Annotated in this window: 20 protein-coding genes, 1 tRNA gene and 2 pseudogenes; 15 read left to right on the forward strand and 8 right to left on the reverse strand. The window is 39.1% G+C overall.

Annotated elements, in window-relative coordinates:
• Positions 1-21: 21 nt before the first annotated feature.
• A tRNA-Sec gene (locus DV415_RS07890) sits at positions 22-116 on the forward strand.
• A 98-nt stretch (positions 117-214) separates the two neighbouring features.
• Here the strand turns inward: DV415_RS07890 and pepD are convergent.
• Positions 215-1,669: an aminoacyl-histidine dipeptidase gene (pepD, locus tag DV415_RS07895; protein WP_118791666.1), complete on the reverse strand. Its 1,455-nt coding sequence runs from the start codon at positions 1,667-1,669 to the stop codon at positions 215-217.
• A gap of 106 nt (positions 1,670-1,775) precedes the next feature.
• Here pepD and gpt point away from each other — a divergent pair, with 106 nt between their 5' ends.
• A complete protein-coding gene (gene gpt, locus DV415_RS07900; protein ID WP_005635295.1) occupies positions 1,776-2,243 on the forward strand; it encodes a xanthine phosphoribosyltransferase in 468 nt (155 codons plus the stop codon).
• A gap of 76 nt (positions 2,244-2,319) precedes the next feature.
• Here gpt and DV415_RS07905 read toward each other — a convergent pair.
• The 5 genes and pseudogenes from DV415_RS07905 to glpT all read right to left on the reverse strand — a co-directional run.
• Positions 2,320-2,484: pseudogene (locus DV415_RS07905) on the reverse strand (glycerol kinase); the annotation flags it as partial.
• Positions 2,478-2,756 (reverse strand): annotated as a pseudogene (locus DV415_RS07910) (aquaporin); the annotation flags it as partial. The pseudogenes DV415_RS07905 and DV415_RS07910, both read right to left, overlap by 7 nt.
• 208 nt (positions 2,757-2,964) lie before the next feature.
• The gene (gene glpQ / locus DV415_RS07915) at positions 2,965-4,059 is read right to left on the reverse strand and encodes a glycerophosphodiester phosphodiesterase (RefSeq protein WP_118776347.1); all 1,095 of its coding nucleotides are present in this window, start codon (positions 4,057-4,059) and stop codon (positions 2,965-2,967) included.
• 18 nt (positions 4,060-4,077) lie between these two features.
• A complete protein-coding gene (locus DV415_RS07920) occupies positions 4,078-4,989 on the reverse strand; it encodes a hypothetical protein (RefSeq protein ID WP_118776348.1) in 912 nt (303 codons plus the stop codon).
• 132 nt (positions 4,990-5,121) lie between these two features.
• Positions 5,122-6,564, reverse strand: a complete 1,443-nt coding sequence (gene glpT, locus DV415_RS07925; RefSeq protein ID WP_118791667.1) for a glycerol-3-phosphate transporter — start codon at positions 6,562-6,564, stop codon at positions 5,122-5,124.
• Positions 6,565-6,857: 293 nt separating this feature from the next.
• On the opposite strand from glpT, the gene glpA reads away from it, so the two are divergent.
• Genes glpA through glpC form a run of 3 tightly spaced genes read left to right on the forward strand, consistent with a single transcriptional unit; the run spans position 6,858 to position 11,129 of the window.
• Entirely contained in the window at positions 6,858-8,549 is a 1,692-nt protein-coding gene (gene glpA / locus DV415_RS07930; protein ID WP_118791668.1) for an anaerobic glycerol-3-phosphate dehydrogenase subunit A, read from the forward strand.
• Positions 8,539-9,837, forward strand: coding sequence for a glycerol-3-phosphate dehydrogenase subunit GlpB (gene glpB, locus DV415_RS07935; protein WP_118782555.1), 1,299 nt, complete (start codon positions 8,539-8,541; stop codon positions 9,835-9,837). The genes glpA and glpB overlap by 11 nt, the downstream gene beginning before the upstream one ends.
• 11 nt (positions 9,838-9,848) lie before the next feature.
• Positions 9,849-11,129, forward strand: a complete 1,281-nt coding sequence (glpC, locus tag DV415_RS07940; protein WP_005632254.1) for an anaerobic glycerol-3-phosphate dehydrogenase subunit GlpC — start codon at positions 9,849-9,851, stop codon at positions 11,127-11,129.
• A gap of 361 nt (positions 11,130-11,490) precedes the next feature.
• Here the strand turns inward: glpC and asnA are convergent, their stop codons facing one another.
• Positions 11,491-12,483 carry an aspartate--ammonia ligase gene (asnA, locus tag DV415_RS07945; RefSeq protein WP_118785179.1) on the reverse strand — a complete coding sequence of 331 codons (993 nt, stop codon included), beginning with the start codon at positions 12,481-12,483 and terminating at the stop codon, positions 11,491-11,493.
• Positions 12,484-12,636: 153 nt separating this feature from the next.
• Here asnA and asnC point away from each other — a divergent pair, with 153 nt between their 5' ends.
• Positions 12,637-13,089 carry a transcriptional regulator AsnC gene (gene asnC / locus DV415_RS07950; RefSeq protein ID WP_006995222.1) on the forward strand — a complete coding sequence of 151 codons (453 nt, stop codon included), beginning with the start codon at positions 12,637-12,639 and terminating at the stop codon, positions 13,087-13,089.
• A 26-nt stretch (positions 13,090-13,115) separates the two neighbouring features.
• On the opposite strand, the gene hslR is transcribed toward asnC, so the two are convergent.
• Positions 13,116-13,511 carry a ribosome-associated heat shock protein Hsp15 gene (gene hslR / locus DV415_RS07955; protein ID WP_005626656.1) on the reverse strand — a complete coding sequence of 132 codons (396 nt, stop codon included), beginning with the start codon at positions 13,509-13,511 and terminating at the stop codon, positions 13,116-13,118.
• A gap of 70 nt (positions 13,512-13,581) precedes the next feature.
• On the opposite strand from hslR, the gene nudE reads away from it, so the two are divergent.
• The 9 genes from nudE (at position 13,582) to gnd (ending at position 22,368) form a co-directional block, all read left to right on the forward strand.
• Entirely contained in the window at positions 13,582-14,139 is a 558-nt protein-coding gene (gene nudE / locus DV415_RS07960) for an ADP compounds hydrolase NudE (RefSeq protein ID WP_118791669.1), read from the forward strand.
• A gap of 242 nt (positions 14,140-14,381) precedes the next feature.
• Complete coding sequence (locus DV415_RS07965; RefSeq protein ID WP_118791670.1) at positions 14,382-16,370, forward strand: OPT family oligopeptide transporter; 1,989 nt, start codon at positions 14,382-14,384, stop codon at positions 16,368-16,370.
• Between the two features lie 53 nt (positions 16,371-16,423).
• Positions 16,424-16,840, forward strand: coding sequence for a hypothetical protein (locus DV415_RS07970; RefSeq protein WP_118791671.1), 417 nt, complete (start codon positions 16,424-16,426; stop codon positions 16,838-16,840).
• Between the two features lie 4 nt (positions 16,841-16,844).
• The gene (gene cysQ, locus DV415_RS07975; RefSeq protein WP_118791672.1) at positions 16,845-17,654 is read left to right on the forward strand and encodes a 3'(2'),5'-bisphosphate nucleotidase CysQ; all 810 of its coding nucleotides are present in this window, start codon (positions 16,845-16,847) and stop codon (positions 17,652-17,654) included.
• A gap of 74 nt (positions 17,655-17,728) precedes the next feature.
• Positions 17,729-19,213, forward strand: a complete 1,485-nt coding sequence (zwf, locus tag DV415_RS07980; RefSeq protein WP_118790862.1) for a glucose-6-phosphate dehydrogenase — start codon at positions 17,729-17,731, stop codon at positions 19,211-19,213.
• A gap of 84 nt (positions 19,214-19,297) precedes the next feature.
• Positions 19,298-19,996, forward strand: a complete 699-nt coding sequence (pgl, locus tag DV415_RS07985) for a 6-phosphogluconolactonase (protein WP_118790863.1) — start codon at positions 19,298-19,300, stop codon at positions 19,994-19,996.
• A 33-nt stretch (positions 19,997-20,029) separates the two neighbouring features.
• On the forward strand, positions 20,030-20,422 hold the full coding sequence (locus DV415_RS07990) for a GNAT family N-acetyltransferase (protein WP_118790864.1): 393 nt from the start codon (positions 20,030-20,032) through the stop codon (positions 20,420-20,422).
• 60 nt (positions 20,423-20,482) lie between these two features.
• Complete coding sequence (locus tag DV415_RS07995; RefSeq protein ID WP_118790865.1) at positions 20,483-20,815, forward strand: avidin-fold protein; 333 nt, start codon at positions 20,483-20,485, stop codon at positions 20,813-20,815.
• Positions 20,816-20,913: 98 nt separating this feature from the next.
• Positions 20,914-22,368 carry a decarboxylating NADP(+)-dependent phosphogluconate dehydrogenase gene (gnd, locus tag DV415_RS08000; protein ID WP_118790866.1) on the forward strand — a complete coding sequence of 485 codons (1,455 nt, stop codon included), beginning with the start codon at positions 20,914-20,916 and terminating at the stop codon, positions 22,366-22,368.
• Positions 22,369-22,451 lie beyond the last annotated feature (83 nt).

Genomic DNA, 22,451 nt, shown 5'->3' on the forward strand with positions numbered 1-22,451 from the left:
AGTAACCGCAATTTCAACTACGGAGGGGCGTCATCTCCGGTGAGGTGGCTGGATTTCAAATCCTGTTGAGGACGCCAGCGTTCTTGGGTGGGTTCGACTCCCATTCCCCTCCGCCAATTCTATATATTTCATTTTTATCATTTCTATTTTTTATAAAAATAAAAGCGGTCAAAACCGTTTTTAATTTTGACCGCTCTTTAGGATTAATACCTAATTATTTTGCTGGAATGTCCGCGAGTACTCTTGTCAATAAATCCCAATAAGTTTGTACCGTTGCAATTTCCACTTTCTCATCTGGTGAGTGAGCATTTCGAATTGTTGGCCCAACTGAAATCATTTCTATGTGTGGATAATGTTCTTTTAAAAGACCACATTCTAATCCTGCGTGAATGACTTTCACTACAGGTTGCTCGCCTAGCACTTCAGCATAATGTTTGCGAGTAACGTCTAAGATGGTTGAGTCATTTACAGGTTGCCAGCCCGGATAAGGTGCAGAAAACTCAACTTTTGCATTTGCTAAGATTGCAAGTGATCTGAGCATTTCAGTTACGTAATATTTACCGCTTTCAATTAATGAACGAACTAAAATGGTGCTTTTTACAACATTACCTTCTGTTTTCAATACGCCAACGCTTAATGAGCTTTCTACAACATTTTTAACTACATCACTATTGCGGATTACGCCGTTTGGCAATACGTTGAGTGCGTTAATTACCGTTTGAGTACTTTGTGCGGTGAATACGGTAGGGGCTTTTTCTGCTGATTCTACAAAAAGTGTGAAATTAGGTTCTGCAATTGCTAATTCTTCTTTAAGAACAACCGCTAGATTTTCTACCGCACTTTCTATGGCTTTTACATCACCATTAAAGGCTAACACAGCCGCTGCTTCTCGTGGAATAGCATTACGAATTGAGCCACCACGAATTTCAGAGAGAGTAAAGTGCGGTTGATTTTGAGAAAGTTTTGTTAATACTCGTGCTAACACTTTGATTGCATTTGCGCGCCCTGTATGGATATCACCACCAGAGTGGCCGCCACGTAAACCTTTAAGGGTGATTTGTGCGCTGTGCTCAAACGTATTGGTTTCATATTGAACTGGAATTTCAAAGTTTGCGTTAATGCCGCCCGCACAACCAATGTAAATTTCGCCAATTTCTTCGGTATCTGTATTGATTAAAATTTCAGATTGTAACCAGTTATGACGTAAGCCTTTTGCGCCATCCATCCCCGTTTCTTCTGTCATTGTTAAAAGCACTTCAAGAGGTGGATGAGCTAAATCATTGCTTTCTAGCACCGCTAACGTAGAGGCTAAACCGATACCATTGTCAGATCCTAATGTTGTACCTCGTGCTTTTACCCATTCCCCGTCAATATAAGGTTGAATAGGATCTTTGGTAAAATCATGTGGGTTGCCTTCATTAGCCTGAGGCACCATATCTAGATGGGCTTGTAGAACAACAGGCGTGTGATTTTCCATTCCTTTCGTAGCGGGTTTACGAATGAGGACATTCCCCACTTCATCGCGTTCAACAAAAAAATGCTTTTCTTTCGCCCAATTTACAATAAAGTTAGCTAACGCATCTTCATGATGAGAAGGGTGAGGGATTGCACAAATTTGATCGAACCATTTCCACAGTAATGCTGGTTTAAGTGTTGTAATTTCAGACATAGTCACTCCTTTTTACTGAAAAATTTCATGAAATAATAGCATAAAACGCCATTTCGGGTTATCCTTACGCAATTTTTATTTCTCGATAAATTTCTAAGGTGCAATTATGAGCGAAAAATATGTGGTGACTTGGGATATGTTCCAAATGCATGCCCGCAAATTATCAGAACGTTTACTTCCGGCTTCTCAATGGAAAGGTATTATTGCGGTGAGCCGTGGTGGTTTATTTCCAGCAGCTGTTTTGGCTCGTGAGTTAGGTATTCGCCATATTGAGACTGTTTGTATCGCAAGTTATCACGATCATAACAATCAAGGTGAATTACAAGTTCTTCATGCCGCTCAAGTACCAGATGGTGGCGAAGGATTTATCGTGGTAGACGATTTAGTTGATACAGGTAATACAGCGCGTGCGATTCGTCAAATGTACCCTAATGCAAAATTTGTGACTGTATTTGCAAAACCTGCAGGTGCAGAATTAGTAGATGATTATGTGATTGATATTCCACAAAATACTTGGATTGAGCAACCTTGGGATTTAGGTTTAACCTTTGTTCCACCTCTATCTAGAAAATAATTTTTATACAGATACAGAATAAAAGAGCGGCCAAAATAAAAGAAGTTTTGACCGCTCTTTGTATGAGAATTATAAGTTATTTTTCATCTTCTTTTGCCCATTCTAATGAGCGTTTAACTGCTTTTTTCCAGCCTTTGTAGCGACGTTCGCGTTTTTCATTGTCGCTGTCGGGACTGAAGGTGCGTTCTACACGGGCTTTATCGCGAAGCTCGTCTAAATCTTTCCAAAAGCCTGTAATAATGGCGCAAGTGGGCCACGAGGTACACCGTTTCCATCGTCAGTTAATGCCATAAGAATTGCAGTAATCACAAATTCCACAGCAAAGGCGCCACCAATACTTAAACTTGGATGAGGATAAGTGGAAAATGTACCCGCAAGGCTTAAACTTTCTTGTGTACCACGAACAATATTGTGGGCTGTTTCATAATCGATAAAAACATTGCGGTATAAGGCATAAACTAATGCTGCAGCAAAGAATGCGCCAAGCATTTGTGAAATGATGTAAGGAATTACTTAAATGAAGGGTGTTTTCCCTAAATAAAAGGGAAGAAGAATTTATTAGAAAAGAATACGGAGTGTTTTGAAATAGCCTCCTTATTTGAATTCTAGGTTAGAACACCTAGATTGACTATGATGTTACTCTGTTAGAGTAGATTTTTAGATTCTATGATATAGAAACCTAGTTAACCGTGGGTATGTTTACCCACGGTTGTGAGGGATATTATTTTTTCCCTTTTAAGAATTCTACGCCAGTATCTGGGAAATCAGTAAATACGCCTGTTGCACCTGATTTATTCAATAATGCATCGTACATTTGATTTACATCTGTGAAGAATTCTGGCAATGCGTCTTTACGCACTGTATATGGATGAAGTTCAACTTTGTATTGAGCAAGCTCTTTTACTAATGGTGTGTATACAATGTTGCCTGGTTTAGATTGTTCTTTATCTACTAACATATACCAACCCGGACCAACACCATCAGCATATTTTACCACTTCTGCCATTGCACCTGGTTTAAACATCCAATCGTAATCGTAGTTTACCCATTTACCTTTCGCATCTTTTTCTTGCGTTTCTTTCCAGTCTGTATAAGCCACTAATTGAACTAATTTCAAATCCATGCCCATTTTTGGAAGTAATTCAGTTTTGATACGTTTTAACTCATTAAAGTCGAAAGTTTGTAAGTAAACCATATCGGTTTTCTTATCATAGCCATATTTTTTCAACACTTTGAGTGTTTCAGCTGCAATATCTTTGCCATTTTGATGGTGGAACCAAGGTGCTTTGATTTCTGGATAAATCCCTACTTTTTTACCAGTAGATTTTTCTAAGCCTTGGATAAATTCAATTTCATCTTCAAAGGTGTGAATTCTGAAGTGTGATTTCCAAAGTGGGAAACGACCAGGATAAACCTGTGCTTGTTTGCCATCTTTGGTTTCAAAGTTTTCTGTCATTTCTAAACTTTGAATTTCTTTTAAGGTAAAGTCGATGACATAGTAACGACCATCTTTACGGTGACGATGTGGGAATTTTTTTGCTACATCAGTCAAGCCATCTAAAAAGTGATCGTGAATAACCACTAAACGACCATCTTTAGTCATTGCTAAATCTTGCTCTAAATAATCAGCATGTTGTGCAAACGCAAGTGCTTTAGATTCTAAAGTATGCTCTGGTAAATAACCGCTAGCACCACGGTGAGCAATAATGATTTTGTCTGATTTCATTTGGGTGTTTGCCATGTTTGATGAATGGCTGCTGCAACCTGCAAGTACGCCAGCTGCTAATAAAGAAAGCGCTAAAGTTTTAATTTTCATAAGTATTTTCTCCTTGATTTACTTATTACATCTTGGTTTCATGTCGTAAAAATAGATTTCGCTAATTTCACGGTCATAACCTGGATAAAATCCTTTTGGCATCCCTAACACAATTTGTTTTCCTCGGTTTGCATGGACGAGTAGTTGTTTTGTTTTCGGATTAATATTCAAGCCTTCGATTTCTCCGACATCTCGAATATCATCTAAGGTTTTTTCTAAAACAACTCGAGCTTCATTATTTTTATCTGAGATTTCTACACGATAAATATGATCAGGTTCTTTTTCATCTGCCGTACCGTCATCAGCGGTGACATAGAGATCACCGTTGTAGGCATAAACCCCTTGAATCCATTGTGGAACAGGTTGTAAATGCACTTTTCGTTTATATTTACCTGTTGAAAGATCATATTCATATAAATAACGGCCACTTTCCTCACCAACCCAAGAAGCCATCCAAACTGAATTGTGAACGGTATCTACGGTGATGCCGGAAACTTCGACTTGACCTGACTCAGGATTAAAATCAACTGATCTTTTTAATGCGAGGGTTTCGGGATCATGAATCGCAATTTGAATATTTTTACCTACGCCAGCATCAAACCATTCGGAGGAAACATAAAGTTCATTGTTGTAGATATCAATGTCGCCAATGTGATTGGCTTCCTTTTGGTAGCCGACAAAAGGATCTTTATTTTCTTTAACCAGTTTTCCATTCATATCATATTTAGCGAGGGTTTTGCTTCCGGATACATAAAGATGCTTTCCATCAGTTGTAATACCTTGACGGCCATTTACTTCTAATACTTTATCCAATTTATAAGTATATTTAGGTAAAGCTGAATGATAAGGCGCTTCGCAAGTTTGATTTGCCGACACAGATATCGCAAAAAGTGTACAACCTAATCCAATAGTAATCGATGATAATTTCATAATTATTGTCTCCTTAACTATATGATTTATTTTGTGGGAAAGGAATCAAGATGCTCTATATCAGAAACTAAAATTAATTTTAGTTACAAAAAAGGCGACCAAGCAATTTGCCCGCCGCCTTTTTTAAGCTAATTATTTAGTACCGTAAGTATCGCCTAATTTCGCTTTGTGTTTTCCTTCTTCAACCATTACGATTAAGAGTAATAACACAGCTAATACGCCACCGCCGATCATTACGTAGAAACCACCGTCCCATCCGTAATGTTGAGCAGCCCAACCGATAACTGCAGATGCAGAAACTGTACCGCCTAAATAACCGAATAAACCGGTGAAACCTGCTGCAGTACCTGCTGCTTTTTTCGGTGCTAACTCAAGAGCATGTAAACCGATTAACATTACAGGACCATAGATTAAGAAACCGATTAAAGTCATTAAAATGAAGTCAGTTAATTGGTATGGGTTTTCATACCAAGCTGCATAGTTTACAAGCTCTGCTTCAGGTGTAGCTGGGTTCATCCAGTATGCAACAACCGCTGCAGTGGTTAAGATCATGAAGATGAAACCTGTTAAACCACGTTTACCTTTGAATACTTTATCTGATACCCAACCACATAATAATGTACCTGGAACCGCTGCTAATTCATAGATTGTGTATGCCCATGCGGTACCTTTAATGTTGAAGTGTTTTACTTCACTTAAGTAAACCGGAGACCATTTTAATACGCCGTAGCGGATTAAATATACGAATACGTTAGCAATCGCGATGTACCATAACAATTTGTTTTTTAATACATAAGTTACGAAGATTTCTTTTGCAGTTAAATCGTTTTCGTAAGTTTTTTCGTTATAGTCATCTGGGTAGTCATTACGCCATTTTTCGATTGATGGTAAACCACAAGATTGTGGAGTATCACGCATGACGAAGTACACAGGAATTGCACAGATCATTGCTGCAATACCAGGGTAGTATAAAGATTGTTGCCAGATGTCTTTTGCTTGCGCTTCAATACCGTGAGTGCTGAAGAAAATTGCACTAGCTAATAACACCATTGCACCAGGCATCATACCACCAATATTGTGCGCAGTATTCCAAATTGACACGATAGTACCGCGTTCAGATTTAGACCACCAGTGCACCATAGTACGACCACATGGAGGCCAACCCATACCTTGGAACCAACCATTTAAGAAGATCATTACCCACATGATTGCGATACCAGAGGTTGCCCATGGGAATAGACCCATTAAGGTCATACATAAACCAGATAGTAATAAACCAAATGGTAGGAATACACGTGGGTTAGAACGGTCAGACATACCAGCCATTACGAATTTTGATAAACCGTAAGCAAGACCAGCTGCAGAACCGATTACACCAAGCTCAGCTTTTGTATAAAGACCAGCTTGAATTAAACCAGGTTGTGCTAAGTCAAAGTTTGCACGCACGAAATAGTATGCGGCATAACCAAAGAAGATCCCTGCGAATACTTGCCAACGTAAGCGTTTATACGTGGAATCAATTTTTTCCGCTGGAAGTTCCGCAATATGCGGAGCGGGTTTGAATGGTCCAAACATAATTTTTTTCTCCAACTTTTAATTATGTGTAAGTTTTATTCACCCTTTATTAGACAGTAAGGGATAGGCGCATAATAAAAGAAAATAAAAAATAAGGAAGTAAAAAAAGTAAAAAATGTGAAGTGTTTCACAAAATTTTTACACCATTTGAGCGAATCCGAAAATTATTGTGATCGCTATCACAAAATTGTTTTCTTTTGCGCTCAAAATGTTGTTAATTTTGCCGCACTTCTCTACAATGCCTGTGATTTTTATATTACTTTTTTGTTAAATTTTGGGAATTGGGGGTAAACATGGGATTATCGCCTAGCATGTACAAAGATGTTGGAGATTTTTCGCCACTCAGTACCGATGTCATTATTATCGGTGGTGGCGCAACCGGTGCAGGTATTGCGCGTGACTGTGCACTTCGTGGCATTGATTGTATTTTATTGGAACGCCGCGATATTGCGACCGGTGCGACAGGACGCAACCACGGATTATTACACAGTGGCGCGCGTTATGCTGTGAACGACCAAGAATCTGCTGAAGAATGTATTAAAGAAAACCGTATTTTGCGCAAAATTGCGCGTCATTGCGTAGATGAAACAGAAGGCTTATTTATCACGTTGCCTGAAGATTCTCTCGACTATCAAAAAACCTTCCTTGAGAGCTGTGCAAAATCTGGAATTGATGCGCAAGCCATTGATCCTGATTTAGCTAAAATTATGGAGCCTTCTGTAAACCCAGATTTAGTGGGCGCTGTTGTTGTGCCAGATGGTTCGATTGACCCATTCCGTTTAACTGCCTCTAATATGATGGATGCAACAGAAAACGGCGCAAAAATATTCACTTATTGCGAAGTAAAAAATTTGATTCGTGAAGGTGGAAAAGTGATTGGTGTGAATGTGTACGATCACAAAAATCGTAGAGAACGCCAATTTTTTGCACCACTTGTTGTGAATGCTGGTGGTATTTGGGGGCAAGGGATTGCGGAATATGCCGATCTCAAAATCAAAATGTTCCCTGCAAAAGGTGCATTGCTCGTAATGGGCCATCGCATTAATAAACTTGTCATTAACCGCTGCCGTAAACCGGCTGATGCGGATATTCTAGTTCCAGGCGATACAATTTGTGTGATTGGTACAACCTCAAGTCGTGTTCCTTATGATCAAATCGATAACATGCAAGTGACGCCAGAAGAAGTAGATATTCTTTTCCGTGAAGGGGAAAAACTCGCACCTAGCTTACGCCATACTCGCGTATTACGTGCTTATGCTGGGGTGCGTCCATTAGTTGCAAGTGATGATGATCCATCAGGTCGTAATGTGAGTCGTGGTATTGTGTTACTTGACCATGCAGAACGTGATGGCTTAGATGGCTTTATTACAATCACTGGCGGTAAGTTAATGACTTATCGTTTAATGGCTGAATGGGCGACCGACCTTGTTTGTAAAAAACTCAATAAAACGGCTCGTTGTGTAACAGCGGAGCAACCTCTACCTGGCTCTACTGAAAGTCGTCAAGAGACCAATCAAAAAGTCATTTCATTACCAAGTACCATTCGTTATTCTGCTGTGTATCGTCATGGTTCACGCGCTACTCGTTTGCTTGAAAAAGAACGTTTAGATCGTTCAATGGTTTGTGAATGTGAGGCAGTGACGGCAGGCGAAGTTCGCTATGCAATTGATGAACTCGGTGTAAATAACATTGTGGATTTACGTCGCCGTACACGTGTTGGTATGGGTACTTGCCAAGCTGAACTATGTGCATGTCGTGCTGCAGGCTTAATGAACCGTTTTGAAGTGGCAACACCAACTCAATCAACCACTCAACTCTCTGCCTTTATGGAAGAGCGCTGGCGTGGTATTGAGCCGATTGCTTGGGGTGAAGCGATTCGCGAAGCCGAATTTACATCTTGGATGTATGGTAGCGTATTAGGTTTAAATGATGTGAAACCGCTTGATGAACAAGCACAACAAGGGACGGATAGCAATGAATTTTGATGTAGCCATTATTGGCGGTGGTTTGGCGGGTTTAACCTGTGGCATCGCCCTTCAACAACGCGGCAAACGTTGCGTGATTATCAACAACGGTCAAGCAGCCATTGATTTTGCATCCGGATCTTTAGATTTATTAAGCCGTATGCCATCAACTCCAAATGGAGAAGGTCGTGCGGTAGAAAATTTAAAAGAAAATATCACCGCACTTCGCGATGAATTACCTGCTCACCCTTATAGTTTATTGGGTGCAGAGAAAGTGCTTGCTAAAGCACAAGATTTTGAACGTTTAGCCAATGAATTAAATCTTGATTTAATTGGTTCTACGGAAAAAAATCACTGGCGTGTAACAGGCTTAGGCAGTTTGCGTGGTGCGTGGCTTTCACCAAACAGTGTGCCAACTGTGCAAGGCAATGAACGTTTTCCGTATAAACGTATTACAGTGCTTGGTATCGAAGGTTATCACGATTTTCAACCGCAACTTTTAGCGGCGAATTTGGTGTTAAACCCACAATTTGAACATTGTGAGGTGACCAGTGGTTTCTTAAATATTCCACAATTAGACGAGCTTCGCAAAAATGCTCGTGAGTTCCGTAGTGTAAATATCTCTCAACTTCTAGAGCATAAACTTGCGTTCAATGATCTTGTTAAAGAAATTATTGAATCAGCTCAAGGCGCAGATGCAGTATTTTTACCGGCTTGTTTTGGTTTAGAAAACCAAGAATTTATGACCGCACTTCGTGATGCAACTAAACTTGCATTATTTGAATTACCAACATTGCCACCATCATTACTCGGTATGCGCCAGCGTATTCAATTACGCCGTAAATTTGAATCCCTTGGTGGTTTAATGATTAACGGTGATAGTGCATTGAGTGCAACATTTGAAGGAAATCAAGTCAGTTGTATTAATACTCGCTTGCTCGAAGATGAAGAAATCAGCGCAGATAATTTCGTACTGGCTTCAGGCAGTTTCTTCAGTAAAGGACTCATTTCTGAATTCGATAAAATTTATGAGCCGGTTTTTGAATCCGATATTATCGGTGTTGAAGGCTTTAACGATAAAGACCGTTTCACTTGGACTGCTCATCGTTTTGCTCATCCACAACCTTATCAATCTGCTGGTGTGGCAATTAATGCTCAATGCCAAGTGCAAAAGAGCGGTCAATATTTAACGAATTTATATGCCGTCGGTAATGTAATTGGTGGGTTTAATGCGCTTGAGCTTGGTTGTGGTTCGGGTGTGGCTGTTGTAACTGCCTTGACGGTTGCTGATGAAATCTTGGCGAAATAAGGGGGAATAATATGGATAATAATATTCAACGACTCATTGATAGTGCAAAACAATCCCTTAATTCACCTGAAAGCCATAAATATATCGACGAAAGTTTTGAAAGCTGTATTAAATGTACGGCTTGTACCGCTGTTTGTCCGGTTTCACGCAACAACCCACTTTATCCTGGTCCAAAACAATCTGGCCCAGATGGTGAGCGTTTACGCTTGAAATCAGCTGAACTTTACGATGAAGCACTTAAATATTGTACCAACTGCAAACGTTGTGAAGTGGCTTGTCCGTCAGATGTGAAAATCGGTGATTTAATTGTGCGTGCGCGTAATAATCACTTAGCGCAGTCTAAAAAACCGTTAATGAATAAATTGCGTGATGCGATTTTAAGTAACACTGATGTAATGGGGAAAATCAATACGCCATTAGCGCCGATTGTAAACACCATCACAAGCCTAAAAGCGACCAAATTTATGTTGGAAAAAACGCTTAAAATCAGTAAAGAACGTACTTTACCTAAATATGCGTTTGGCACGTTCCGTAGCTGGTATATGAAAAATGCGTTACAAGACCAACAAAAATTTGAGCGTAAAGTCGCGTATTATCATGGTTGCTATGTGAACTATAATAATCCACAGCTTGGTAAAGAATTCCTTAAAGTGTTCAATGCGATGAACATTGGGGTGATGTTACTAGAAAAAGAAAAATGTTGTGGTTTACCATTAATGGTGAACGGTTTCCCAGAGCGTGCACGTAATATCGCACAGTTCAATACCGATTACATTGGAAAAATGGTAGATGAAAATGGACTAGACGTGATCAGTGAAGCATCAAGTTGTTCACTTAATCTGCGTGATGAATACCATCATATTTTAGGCATCGACAATGCTAAAGTGCGTCCGCATATTCATATGGTGACACCATTCTTATACCAACTTTTCAAAGAAGGTAAAACATTACCGTTGAAACCACTTAAACTTCGAGTGGCTTATCACACTGCTTGTCACGTAGATAAAGCAGGTTGGGCACCTTATACTTTAGAAGTGTTGAAAAAAATTCCTGGTTTAGAAATCATTATGTTACCTAGTCAATGTTGTGGTATTGCGGGGACTTACGGTTTTAAATCAGAAAACTATGAGGTTTCACAATCTATTGGTAAAAACCTATTCGATAACATTAACGAAGGTGGATTTGATTACGTCATATCTGAATGTCAAACCTGTAAATGGCAAATTGATATGTCATCTAACGTGACCTGTATTCACCCATTAACCTTACTCTGTATGTCGATGGATGCTTAAAAATAAGAAAAATGCACTTTGTAATGAAGTGCATTTTTTATAAGTAGAAAAAAGTGCGGTAAATTTTATTTGTATCCAAAAAGCTAGACTAAACAAATTAACTATTGAGGTGAAGATTTTATTATGGGTAAACATTACACAATCAAATTTAAAATAGGTTCTCCAACCAATTCTGAATAGGAAAATGAGAATCAGCAGATACTGCTAGTTTTTATAATAAATAAGATCAATGGTTCAAACCAAGGCTGGCGTATCAAATGGCAACTTATCGATGAATTCAACTGAAATTAAAAGGACTGAATTTGACATAATATCGTCATCAGTCCTTAATTAAATAGTCTAGGTTTGGGGGCAAATCAATTTACAGAATATTTGAAAATTCTTCTAACATTTCTTTTGGCCATACGCTTGATTGCACTTCACCGATATGTTTTTTACGAAGTAAAAGCATTGCTAAGCGAGATTGACCGATACCACCGCCGATAGTTAATGGTAATTTTCCGTTTAATAAATCTTGGTGCCAATCCATTTTTAAACGGTCTTCATCGCCCGTTAGGCCAACTTGTAAGCGTAATGCACTTTCATCTACGCGAATGCCCATTGAGGAAAGTTCAAATGCTTTGCCTAATTGGTCGTTCCATACCAAAATATCACCGTTTAAGCCTTTGTAGCCATTTTCAGATTCAGTTGTCCAGTCGTCATAGTCAGGCGCACGACCATCATGAGATTTGCCATCTGAAAGTTTGCCGCCAATGCCGATTAAGAATACTGCGCCGTATTCTTTACAAATTGCGTTTTCACGTTCTTTACTGCTTAAATCTGGATAGCGTTTTACTAAATCTTCGCTGTGCACAAAGGTAATGTGTTTTGGAAGAATTGAAGGAATATCAAAACGTGCTTCTACGGCTAATTCTGTTAAACGAATAGCACGATAAATAGAATTTACCGTTTCTTTTAAGTATGCAAAGTTACGACGACCTTCAGGAATCACTTTTTCCCAGTCCCATTGATCCACATAAACAGAGTGCGTTGGATCAAGAGAATCTTCATCTGGGCGTAATGCTTTCATATGAACAAACAAGCCTTCGCCTTCTTTAAAGTTGAAGCGCGCAAGGGTATGGCGTTTCCATTTAGCAAGAGAATGTACAACTTCAAATACGGCATTTGGAATACATTTCACGTTAACTTGAACGGCTTTTTCAATGCCAGATAAGTTATCTTGCATTCCGTTACCCACTTGGCTCAAGATGGGGCCTTGTACTTCAATAATACCAAGTTGTTCAATAAGATTTTGCGTGAAAGTGTTCTTCACAAAGCTGATTTCTTGTTGTTGTAAAATAAATGTCTTTTTCATTTTGATAACCTTTTTTAATGAGGAATAATATTTTTGAGTATTATTCAATAAATTATGATTTTATTTCAAGTATTTTATTTACTTTCTTATTTTGATTGAATAATATCTAATTCAGTAATGAAAAATTAAATAAAATCTAAAGGAGGTGATTTTATGCACAATATTGACAGTTTAGATCGGCAAATCTTACGTGTACTTACCAAAGATGCGAGAACTCCCTATGCCGAAATGGCTAAAAATTTTGGTGTCAGCCCAGGAACGATTCATGTTCGAGTCGAAAAAATGCGTCAATCTGGCATTATTGAAGGCACGAAGGTGATCATTGATGAGCGTAAATTAGGTTATGACGTATGCTGTTTTATCGGTATTATTCTAAAAAGTGCAAAAGATTATGAGAAAGTGATCAAAAAGCTAGAAAGTTTTGATGAAGTAGTGGAAGCCTATTATACAACAGGCAATTACTCGATTTTCTTAAAAGTGATGACGCACACAATCGCAGAATTACATTCTGTTTTGGCGACCAAGATTCAGTTAATAGATGAAATTCAGTCCACTGAAACCTTGATTTCAATGCAAAATCCAATTTTGCGAGATATTAAACCTTAAGAATATAGAAAAGTGCGGTGAAATTTTTATTCAAATTTATCCTGATGTTTAAATTTCAATAAATCTCTCCGCTCTTTTTTGTTTGGGCGACGATCAGGATGGGGCATGGAAAGTGAATTATTTTTTCTTGCCCACGCGATTTCTTCTCTTTTTTTCACGCTATTTTCGGTTTCTTGATAGAGTAATTGTGCCTCTGGCGCACCTCGGCGTTGATCGCTTAAGGCGATAATTTTTATTTCTTTTTCTTCGTTTCCTTGACGAAGTTTTAACATTGCGCCTACTTCCACAATTTTACTTACTTTCGCACGTTGATTGTTGTAATGCACTTTACCACTTTCAATCATCGCTTTAGCAATGCTACGTGTTTTGTAAAATCGTGCAGCCCACAACCATTTATCTAATCTGACTTCTTTTTCTTCCATTTGTGAATTTCTCTTTCGCTATTTTGTGGTACAGTTTGTCCCAATCCTATCACAAAATAAAGGAAAACTTATGTTATCCGATTCATCCAAAAAATTACCTAAAATTCTTACCGCACAAGTCGTTGCTAAGTCTCGTTTATTTGAAATTCAGTCTGTTGATTTAGCGTTTTCTAATGGGGAATTACGTACTTATGAGCGTTTCAAACCCGGTAATCAGCAGGCTGTTATGATGGTTCCCATTGATGGGGATGATCTTTTATTGATTCGTGAGTATTCAGTTGGCACAGAACGTTATGAATTAGGATTTCCTAAAGGCGGCGTAGATAAAGATGAAGAGCCGAAAGATGCAGCAAATCGCGAATTAAAGGAAGAGTTGGGGCTAGGGGCCAATAAAATTGATTTCTTACGTACGGTGATTACCAATCCAAGTTATATGCGTAGCGTTATGCATATTTTTGTTGCTCAGGATTTTTATCCTTGCCAGTTAGAAGGCGATGAGCCCGAACCGTTAGAAATTGTTCGCTTTCCATTGTCGAAAATTGATGAATTACTTGCAGACCCAAGTTTCAATGAAGCTAGAAATTTAACCGCACTTTATTCCTTGAAAAATTATTTAAGCCAAAAATAATTGGCTTAATTGAATATCGTTCTCTCATTTTCCCCTTTTGAAGGGGAAAATCATGGCTAGCCAGATGAACATCACTCTGAGTTAGCCTTTTTCGCTTATCTATAAATAAAAAATCATTCAAATATTCCCCTTTTTATTAAATATTTTCTAACAAGCTCAAATTTCCCTTTAAAAAACTTGAAAAAATACTCGATTTTTGACAATGTTTAGGTGTTTTCTTTTTTTACTCGAGGAACATTTTTATGCATAACGAAAACTTAAAAGAATTAACCGTTCGAGGAATTATCCTCGGCGCATTGATTACAGTGATTTTCACTGCATCCAATGTGTATCTCGGTCTAAAAGTGGGGATGACATTCGCGTCATCTATTCCGGCTGCCGTCATTTCAATGGCTGTGCTCAAATTTTTCAAAGATTCCAGTATCCTTGAAAATAACATGGTGCAAACACAAGCATCTTCAGCGGGGACACTTTCTTCTGTGATCTTCGTCTTACCAGGCTTATTAATGATGGGTTACTGGCAAAACTTCCCATTCTGGCAAACTATGTTGATTTGTGCTGCGGGTGGTACATTGGGCGTGTTATTCACCATTCCATTACGCCGTGCGATGGTGGTAAACAGTGATTTACCTTATCCTGAAGGTGTAGCTGCTGCAGAAATCTTAAAAGCAGGTAATCATGCAGATGGCGATAGCGGTGTGAAAGATATTGCTTACGGTGGTGTTTTAGCAGGATTAGTTGCATTTTTAACGAACGGTTTACGCGTGATGGCTGATGGCGCAAGCGCTTGGATTCAAACTGGTAAAGCGGCTTTCCAATTACCAATGGGCTTTTCACTTGCCTTACTTGGTGCGGGTTATTTAATTGGTATCGTAGGCGGTATTGCGATGTTAATCGGTGTTATTTTGACTTGGGGTGTGGCTGTGCCATATTTCACTATGTCAGGTGATATCGCGGCAGACGCAAGCTTAATTGATGCTGCAATGGTGGTTTGGAAAACGAAAGTGCGCTTTATTGGTGTAGGTACAATTGGTATTGCAGCGATTTGGACATTACTTATTTTAATGAAACCAATGATTGAAGGGATGATACATTCTTTCCGTATGTTGAAAGGTGGACAGGCTGAATCTGAGCATCGCGTTGATATCGACCTTTCTCCAAAAACAATGATTTATATCTTAATCGCGACAGTTGTGTTAATTGTTATTTCATTACACCACTTTATCGCGGCTGCACCGATTTCACCGGAGCTTTCCATTTTATTAGTTGTAGTTTGTACTTTCTTAGCTGTATTTATCGGCTTCTTCGTGGCTGCAGCTTCTGGTTATATGGCAGGTTTAGTGGGTTCATCTTCAAGCCCAATTTCTGGTATCGGGATTATTTCTGTTATCGTGATTTCATTGGTATTGGTGTCAATCGGTAATGCATCTGGCTTATTTGAAACCGTAGATGGTCAGAAATTTTTGACCGCACTTACACTCTTTACAGCGTCAATTGTATTAACCACCGCAACGATTTCTAACGATAACTTGCAAGATTTAAAAACCGGTTTATTAGTGGATGCGACACCTTGGCGTCAACAAGTAGCATTAATTATCGGCTGCTTTGTCGGTGCGCTTGTTATCGCGCCAGTATTAGAAATCTTATATCACGCGTATGGTTTCAGCGGTGCGTTGCCACGTCCAGATATGGATCCTTCACAAGCTCTATCTGCGCCACAAGCAACATTAATGACTACCATTTCTCAAGGTATTTTCACAAATAAATTGGAATGGACTTATATCTTAACTGGTGTAGGTTTAGGCGCTGTGTTAATTACGATTGATGCGTTCTTGAAAAAAGTCAGCAACAAAGTCTTTGGCTTGCCAGTTATTGCTGTGGGGATTGGTATTTACTTACCACCATCAATTAATATGCCTGTTATTGTTGGTGCATTCTTAGCGTGGATCATGACTCGCCATATTGCAAAACTTGGTAACAAAGAAGTATCAGCTAAAGCAGAACGTTTCGGTACGCTTTTCTCTGCAGGTTTAATCGTAGGTGAAAGCTTAATGGGTGTGATTTTAGCATTCATTATTGCGGCTTCTGTTACCACCGGTGGTTCTGAAGCGCCATTATCCTTAAATCTTGAAAACTGGGATACTATTGGCGAGTGGTTAGGTTTAATCGTATTTATCGTGGGCATTGTGATTTTTGCATCTCGCGTATTACGTGCGAAAAAATCTGATTAATCCTTAAATTTATTTTAGAATAGGCTACCTTTTGGATAGCCTATTTTTTTATTATGAAATCTTACTTAAAAACACTTATTTTTTTCCCTCTAATTTTACAAGTAATCGTCACCGCACTTTTGATTTGGTTCGATGATGATTCAAGTGGCGTTATCGTTCCTTTTTCTAGCTATGCTCTCACAGCATTTCTTCTTGCCACCATTCCGGCATTTTTAACCGCACTTTTAGCCGTAAAATTCCGTTACACCCGTTATAACATTGCTTCTATTGTATTAGTTTCATCGATCATTTCATTTGTTTACTGCAATATGGCATCTTATTTTTATTTGTTATTGCTCGGCGAACAAGACACTTCCTTTTGGGGCTGGTTGACCGAAGGGGGATTATCCCTCGGGCTAATAAGCACATGCGGAATGGTGTTTTATGCTCTATTTGTGATGCCGTGGTTGCTGCCAAAAACAAGAGAATAATTTTATGCTCACGCTAAACGAACATTTGCTTAACCAAGTATTGCTAATTGCTTATCAAGCGGGTAAGCATTTGCAACAGTTTTATCAAAAACAGGTTCATGTTGAATTGAAAGAAGACGACACGCCTGTGACGGAAGCGGATCTTTTTGTGAGCCAATTTTTGATAGAAAAATTGACCGCACTTTTCCCTAATGTCCCCGTTCTTTCTGAAGAAAATTGTCATATTTCATTTGAAGAACGTAAAAATTGGAAAGAATATTGGTTGATTGATCCTCTTGATGGCACACAACAATTCATTAATCGTACCGATCAATTTTCTGTGTTGATAACCTTAGTTCGTAAAAATAAACCAGTATTAAGCGTTATTCATGCACCAATTTTATCGACAACTTATTATGCAATGCGTGATTTCGGCGCGTTTAAAAAACAACTGGATCAGGTAAAAAAACTCACTAAAAACACGATTAATTTTGACCGCCCTTTACGAATTGCAGTGGGTTCAACCACTTCACAAGAAAAAGTGCGGTCGATTTTACCGAAGGATTTTCCTTGTGAATTTGTTGTGGTTGGTTCAAGTAGCTTAAAAAGTGGTTTAGTGGCTGAAGGTGCTGTAGATGGTTATGTCCGTTTAGGACAAACAGGCGAATGGGATACCGCTGGCGCTGAAGTGCTGCTGGGGGAAACTCACGGTGCCATTTTTGACTCTCATTTTGAGCCTTTAACCTATAACCAACGTGAAACTTTGATTAATCCGCATTTTGTCATGGTGGGCGATCAATCGCTCGATTGGCGTTCTATCTTTCAATTTAATTGATTGGTTCGATTGGTTTTTTTCTCTAGAATACGGCATTATTTTCGACATTACTCGGAATCTTATAAGGAATAATTATGCAAACTGATAATAACTGTATCGTCATTTTTGGCGCGTCTGGTGACTTAACTCACCGTAAACTCATTCCAGCCCTTTATAATCTCTACAAAATTGGGCGTTTGAGTGAAAACTTTTCCGTTCTTGGTGTTGCTCGTTCTGATTTGAACGATGAAACTTTCCGCGAAAAAATGCGTGAGGCGTTAATCCATAATGAAGAAACAACACCAGAAACCTTAGATGCTTTTTGCTCTCATCTTTATTACCAATCTGTGAATACTTCTGATGCGCAAGATTATGGCAAACTTGTTCCACGTTTAGACGAACTTCACGATAAATATCAAACCTGTGGTAACACCCTTTACTATATGTCCACTCCGCCAAGTCTTTATGGCGTAATTCCTGAGTGTTTGGCTGCACATGGTTTAAATACGGAAGAATATGGCTGGAAACGAATTATCGTTGAAAAACCGTTTGGTTACGATGAAAAAACAGCACAAGCATTAGACGTACAAATCCACCGTTTCTTTGAAGAGCACCAAATTTATCGTATCGACCATTATTTAGGTAAAGAAACCGTTCAAAACTTGCTCGTATTACGTTTTTCAAATGGTTGGTTTGAACCGCTTTGGAACCGTAATTTCATTGATTATGTAGAAATTACTGGTGCAGAATCTATTGGCGTGGAAGAGCGCGGGGGCTATTACGATGGTTCTGGCGCAATGCGCGATATGTTCCAAAACCATTTATTGCAAGTATTAGCGATGGTGGCAATGGAGCCGCCTGCGATTATTAATGCGAATTCAATGCGTGATGAAGTAGCAAAAGTGATGCATAGTTTGCGTCCATTAACTGCCGAAGATATGGAGCATAATCTCGTTTTAGGTCAATACACTGCGGCTGAAATTAACGGCAAAATGGAAAAGGGCTATTTAGAAGAAAAAGGCGTACCAGCAGATTCTCGCACTGAAACCTACATCGCATTGCGTTGTGAAATTGAAAACTGGCGTTGGGCGGGGGTGCCGTTCTATGTCCGTACGGGTAAACGCTTACCGGCTCGCGTGACTGAAATTGTGATCCATTTTAAAACTACGCCACATCCTGTATTCAGCCAAAATGCACCAGAGAATAAATTGATTATTCGTATTCAACCTGATGAAGCGATTTCAATGCGTTTTGGTTTGAAAAAACCAGGTGCAGGTTTTGAGGCGAAAGAAGTATCAATGGATTTCCGTTATGCAGATTTAGCAGGCGCACAAGTATTAACTGCTTATGAACGCTTATTGTTAGATGCGATGAAAGGCGATGCAACCTTGTTTGCTCGTACTGATGCTGTGCATGCTGCATGGAAATTCGTTCAACCGATTTTAGATTACAAAGCCAATGGCGGACGTGTTCACGAATACGAAGCCGGCACTTGGGGACCTGTGGCTGCAGATAAATTAATCGCAAAACATGGTAAAGTGTGGCGCAAACCGACAGGTTTAATGAAGAAAAAAGTTTAATTCATCTAATCTAGGGTGGGCTTTAGCCCACCTCTCTTAATATCGAACATAATAAATTGTGGGCTAAAGCCCAACGGAAAATCAATGAACTATATCAGCTTCCCAACAGCTCAACACGCAGTCGATAAAATTGCACAAGAATTTGTGATTTATAGCCAATTAACTCACCCTGTGCATATTTCCCTTTCTGGTGGTTCAACACCTAAGTTGTTATTTAAAACCTTAGCCAAATCACCTTATGCGGAACAAATTAACTGGAAAAATCTGCATTTTTGGTGGGGAGATGATCGTATGGTTCCGCCAACAGATTCAGAAAGCAACTACGGTGAAGTGCAAAAACTCTTATTCGATCATATTCAAATTCCAACGGAAAACATCCATCGAATTCGTGGCGAAAATGAACCGCACTTTGAGTTAAAACGCTTCGAAGAAGAATTAAGTGCGGTCATTCCAAACGGCGTTTTTGATTGGATTATTTTAGGTATGGGAACAGACGGTCATACTGCTTCTCTTTTCCCGCATCAAACCAATTTTGATGATGCAAACCTTGCTGTCATTGCCAAGCACCCTGAAAGCGGTCAAATCCGCATTTCTAAAACAGCCAAACTCATCGAACAAGCCAAACGCATTACCTATTTGGTCACCGGCGAAAGCAAAGCAGATATTTTAAAAGAAATCCAAATGACTCCTGCAGAAAATCTGCCTTACCCTGCTGCCAAAATTAAAGCAAAAAATGGGGTGACGGAATGGTATTTGGATAAAGCGGTGGCAAAATTGCTATAACAAGTTAAGAATCAAATATCACAGGCTTGCAAAATGATAGATTACAAAGTGAATGAACCGATTTCAGTTAAACAATTTATTGCACTGCTAAATAAAACAACGCTCGGGGCACGCCGTCCGTTAGAGGATGAAAAACGCGTCGCGGCGATGTTGCACCATGCAGATTTATTAGTTACTGCTTGGAATGATGAACAATTAGTGGGCATAGCACGTTCCGTGACGGATTTTGCCTATTGCTGTTATTTATCTGATTTAGCAGTTGATGAACAATATCAAAAACAAGGTATCGGTTTACAGTTAATTGAACATACTAAACAAGCCTTACATCCTCAAGCAAAAATTGTGCTTTTATCAGCTCCACAAGCCGTAGATTATTATCCGCATATTGGATTTACACAGCATATGAGTGCGTGGACGAGGAGTTAATTTATTAGCATTGTACGGACTAAAATAAGATATAGATACATCAGATGCGGAGTTACTTTAATGTTAAATTTGGATAATAAAAAATTTATTGCTGTTGAAAACACCGCAAATGGTGAGGTGAGTAGCCAAACAGAATTTCATTACCATCAACAAGGTAAAATGATTTGGGCAGAATATGGTGGCGGTGAAATTTTAAAAGGCTTTTTAATTGGAAAATGGATTGACGATACTCAAATTGAATTTACGTATCAACATTTAAATCAATCTCTAGAAAATCGTTTGGGGCGTTGCTGTACAACATTTTCTTTAGAAGAAAGTAAACTCGTCGGTCATGAAAAATGGCAGTGGCTAGACACGTTAGAGCAAGGCAGCTCTTTAATTAGAGAAATTTAAAATAAGTTTTGCTATAGAATATCTGAAACAAGCTTCTTATACTTTACAATAAATACTAAATGATAGGTGCATCGGTACCTCACAAACAGGAGAAAACAATGTCAGTAAAAGGCGACATCGGTGTTATCGGCTTAGCCGTGATGGGGCAAAACCTCATTTTAAATATGAATGATCATGGCTTTAAAGTTGTGGCATATAACCGTACTACATCTAAAGTGGATGAATTTTTACAAGGTGCAGCAAAGGGCACGAATATTATCGGTGCATACTCTTTAGAAGATTTAGCTTCTAAGTTAGAAAAGCCACGTAAAGTGATGTTAATGGTACGCGCGGGTGATGTGGTGGATCAATTCATTGAGGCATTACTACCGCACTTAGAAGAAGGCGATATCATTATTGATGGGGGTAACTCAAACTACCCTGATACCAACCGTCGTGTAAAAGCATTGGCTGAAAAAGGTATTCGCTTTATTGGTTCTGGTGTTTCAGGTGGTGAAGAAGGTGCACGTCATGGACCATCTATCATGCCAGGTGGTAATCAAGAAGCATGGCAATATGTGAAACCAATCTTCCAAGCAATCTCTGCTAAAACAGAACAAGGTGAGCCTTGCTGTGACTGGGTCGGCGGTGAAGGCGCTGGTCACTTCGTGAAAATGGTTCACAATGGTATTGAATACGGCGATATGCAATTAATCTGTGAAGCTTACCAATTCTTAAAAGAAGGTTTAGGCTTAAGCTATGAAGAGATGCAATCTATCTTCGCAGAATGGAAAAAAACTGAACTTGATAGCTATTTAATCGATATCACTACCGATATTCTTGGTTATAAAGATGCTGATGGTGAGCCATTAGTTGAAAAAATCTTAGATACCGCAGGTCAAAAAGGGACAGGTAAATGGACGGGTATCAACGCATTAGATTTCGGTATTCCTCTAACCTTAATCACTGAATCCGTCTTTGCGCGTTGTGTCTCTTCATTTAAAGATCAACGTGTTGCAGCAAATCAATTATTCAATAAAACTGTTGCTCCAGTTGAAGGTGACAAAAAAGTTTGGATTGAAGCAGTACGTAAAGCATTATTGGCGTCAAAAATCATTTCTTACGCACAAGGCTTTATGCTGATTCGTGAAGCCTCTGAACAATTTGGTTGGGATATTAACTATGGTGCAACGGCGTTATTATGGCGTGAAGGTTGTATCATTCGCAGCCGTTTCTTAGGTAACATCCGCGATGCGTACGAAGCGAACCCAGATTTAATCTTCTTGGGGTCAGATAGTTACTTCAAAGGCATTTTAGAAAATGCATTAAGTGACTGGCGTAAAGTGGTGGCAAAATCTATCGAAGTAGGTATTCCAATGCCTTGTATGGCGTCTGCAATCACTTTCTTAGATGGTTATACTTCAGCACGTTTACCGGCAAACTTATTGCAAGCACAACGTGACTACTTCGGCGCACATACTTATGAGCGTACTGATAAACCACGTGGCGAATTCTTCCATACTAACTGGACAGGTCGTGGTGGGAATACTGCCTCTACCACTTACGATGTGTAGTTAAAAATATCGCTAAAAATTACCGCACTTTGAGATATTAAAGTGCGGTATTTTTTATCTCTTTTCTGTTCATATTTGGGAAA

Origin of the sequence: Haemophilus haemolyticus (assembly GCF_003490595.1) — a bacterium.
Classification (GTDB): domain Bacteria; phylum Pseudomonadota; class Gammaproteobacteria; order Enterobacterales; family Pasteurellaceae; genus Haemophilus; species Haemophilus haemolyticus_L.

Excerpts from the sequence above, each read along its gene's own strand:
- asnC (WP_006995222.1), top strand. The coding sequence starts at position 12,637 with ATGCACAATATTGACAGTTTAGATCGGCAAATCTTACGTGTACTTACC.
- glpB (WP_118782555.1), top strand. The coding sequence starts at position 8,539 with ATGAATTTTGATGTAGCCATTATTGGCGGTGGTTTGGCGGGTTTAACC.
- glpQ (WP_118776347.1), bottom strand. The coding sequence starts at position 4,059 with ATGAAAATTAAAACTTTAGCGCTTTCTTTATTAGCAGCTGGCGTACTT.
- nudE (WP_118791669.1), top strand. The coding sequence starts at position 13,582 with ATGTTATCCGATTCATCCAAAAAATTACCTAAAATTCTTACCGCACAA.
- pgl (WP_118790863.1), top strand. The coding sequence starts at position 19,298 with ATGAACTATATCAGCTTCCCAACAGCTCAACACGCAGTCGATAAAATT.
- glpC (WP_005632254.1), top strand. The coding sequence starts at position 9,849 with ATGGATAATAATATTCAACGACTCATTGATAGTGCAAAACAATCCCTT.
- DV415_RS07990 (WP_118790864.1), top strand. The coding sequence starts at position 20,030 with ATGATAGATTACAAAGTGAATGAACCGATTTCAGTTAAACAATTTATT.
- gnd (WP_118790866.1), top strand. The coding sequence starts at position 20,914 with ATGTCAGTAAAAGGCGACATCGGTGTTATCGGCTTAGCCGTGATGGGG.
- asnA (WP_118785179.1), bottom strand. The coding sequence starts at position 12,483 with ATGAAAAAGACATTTATTTTACAACAACAAGAAATCAGCTTTGTGAAG.
- DV415_RS07970 (WP_118791671.1), top strand. The coding sequence starts at position 16,424 with ATGAAATCTTACTTAAAAACACTTATTTTTTTCCCTCTAATTTTACAA.
- pepD (WP_118791666.1), bottom strand. The coding sequence starts at position 1,669 with ATGTCTGAAATTACAACACTTAAACCAGCATTACTGTGGAAATGGTTC.
- gpt (WP_005635295.1), top strand. The coding sequence starts at position 1,776 with ATGAGCGAAAAATATGTGGTGACTTGGGATATGTTCCAAATGCATGCC.
- DV415_RS07965 (WP_118791670.1), top strand. The coding sequence starts at position 14,382 with ATGCATAACGAAAACTTAAAAGAATTAACCGTTCGAGGAATTATCCTC.
- zwf (WP_118790862.1), top strand. The coding sequence starts at position 17,729 with ATGCAAACTGATAATAACTGTATCGTCATTTTTGGCGCGTCTGGTGAC.
- DV415_RS07920 (WP_118776348.1), bottom strand. The coding sequence starts at position 4,989 with ATGAAATTATCATCGATTACTATTGGATTAGGTTGTACACTTTTTGCG.
- glpA (WP_118791668.1), top strand. The coding sequence starts at position 6,858 with ATGGGATTATCGCCTAGCATGTACAAAGATGTTGGAGATTTTTCGCCA.
- hslR (WP_005626656.1), bottom strand. The coding sequence starts at position 13,511 with ATGGAAGAAAAAGAAGTCAGATTAGATAAATGGTTGTGGGCTGCACGA.
- glpT (WP_118791667.1), bottom strand. The coding sequence starts at position 6,564 with ATGTTTGGACCATTCAAACCCGCTCCGCATATTGCGGAACTTCCAGCG.
- DV415_RS07995 (WP_118790865.1), top strand. The coding sequence starts at position 20,483 with ATGTTAAATTTGGATAATAAAAAATTTATTGCTGTTGAAAACACCGCA.
- cysQ (WP_118791672.1), top strand. The coding sequence starts at position 16,845 with ATGCTCACGCTAAACGAACATTTGCTTAACCAAGTATTGCTAATTGCT.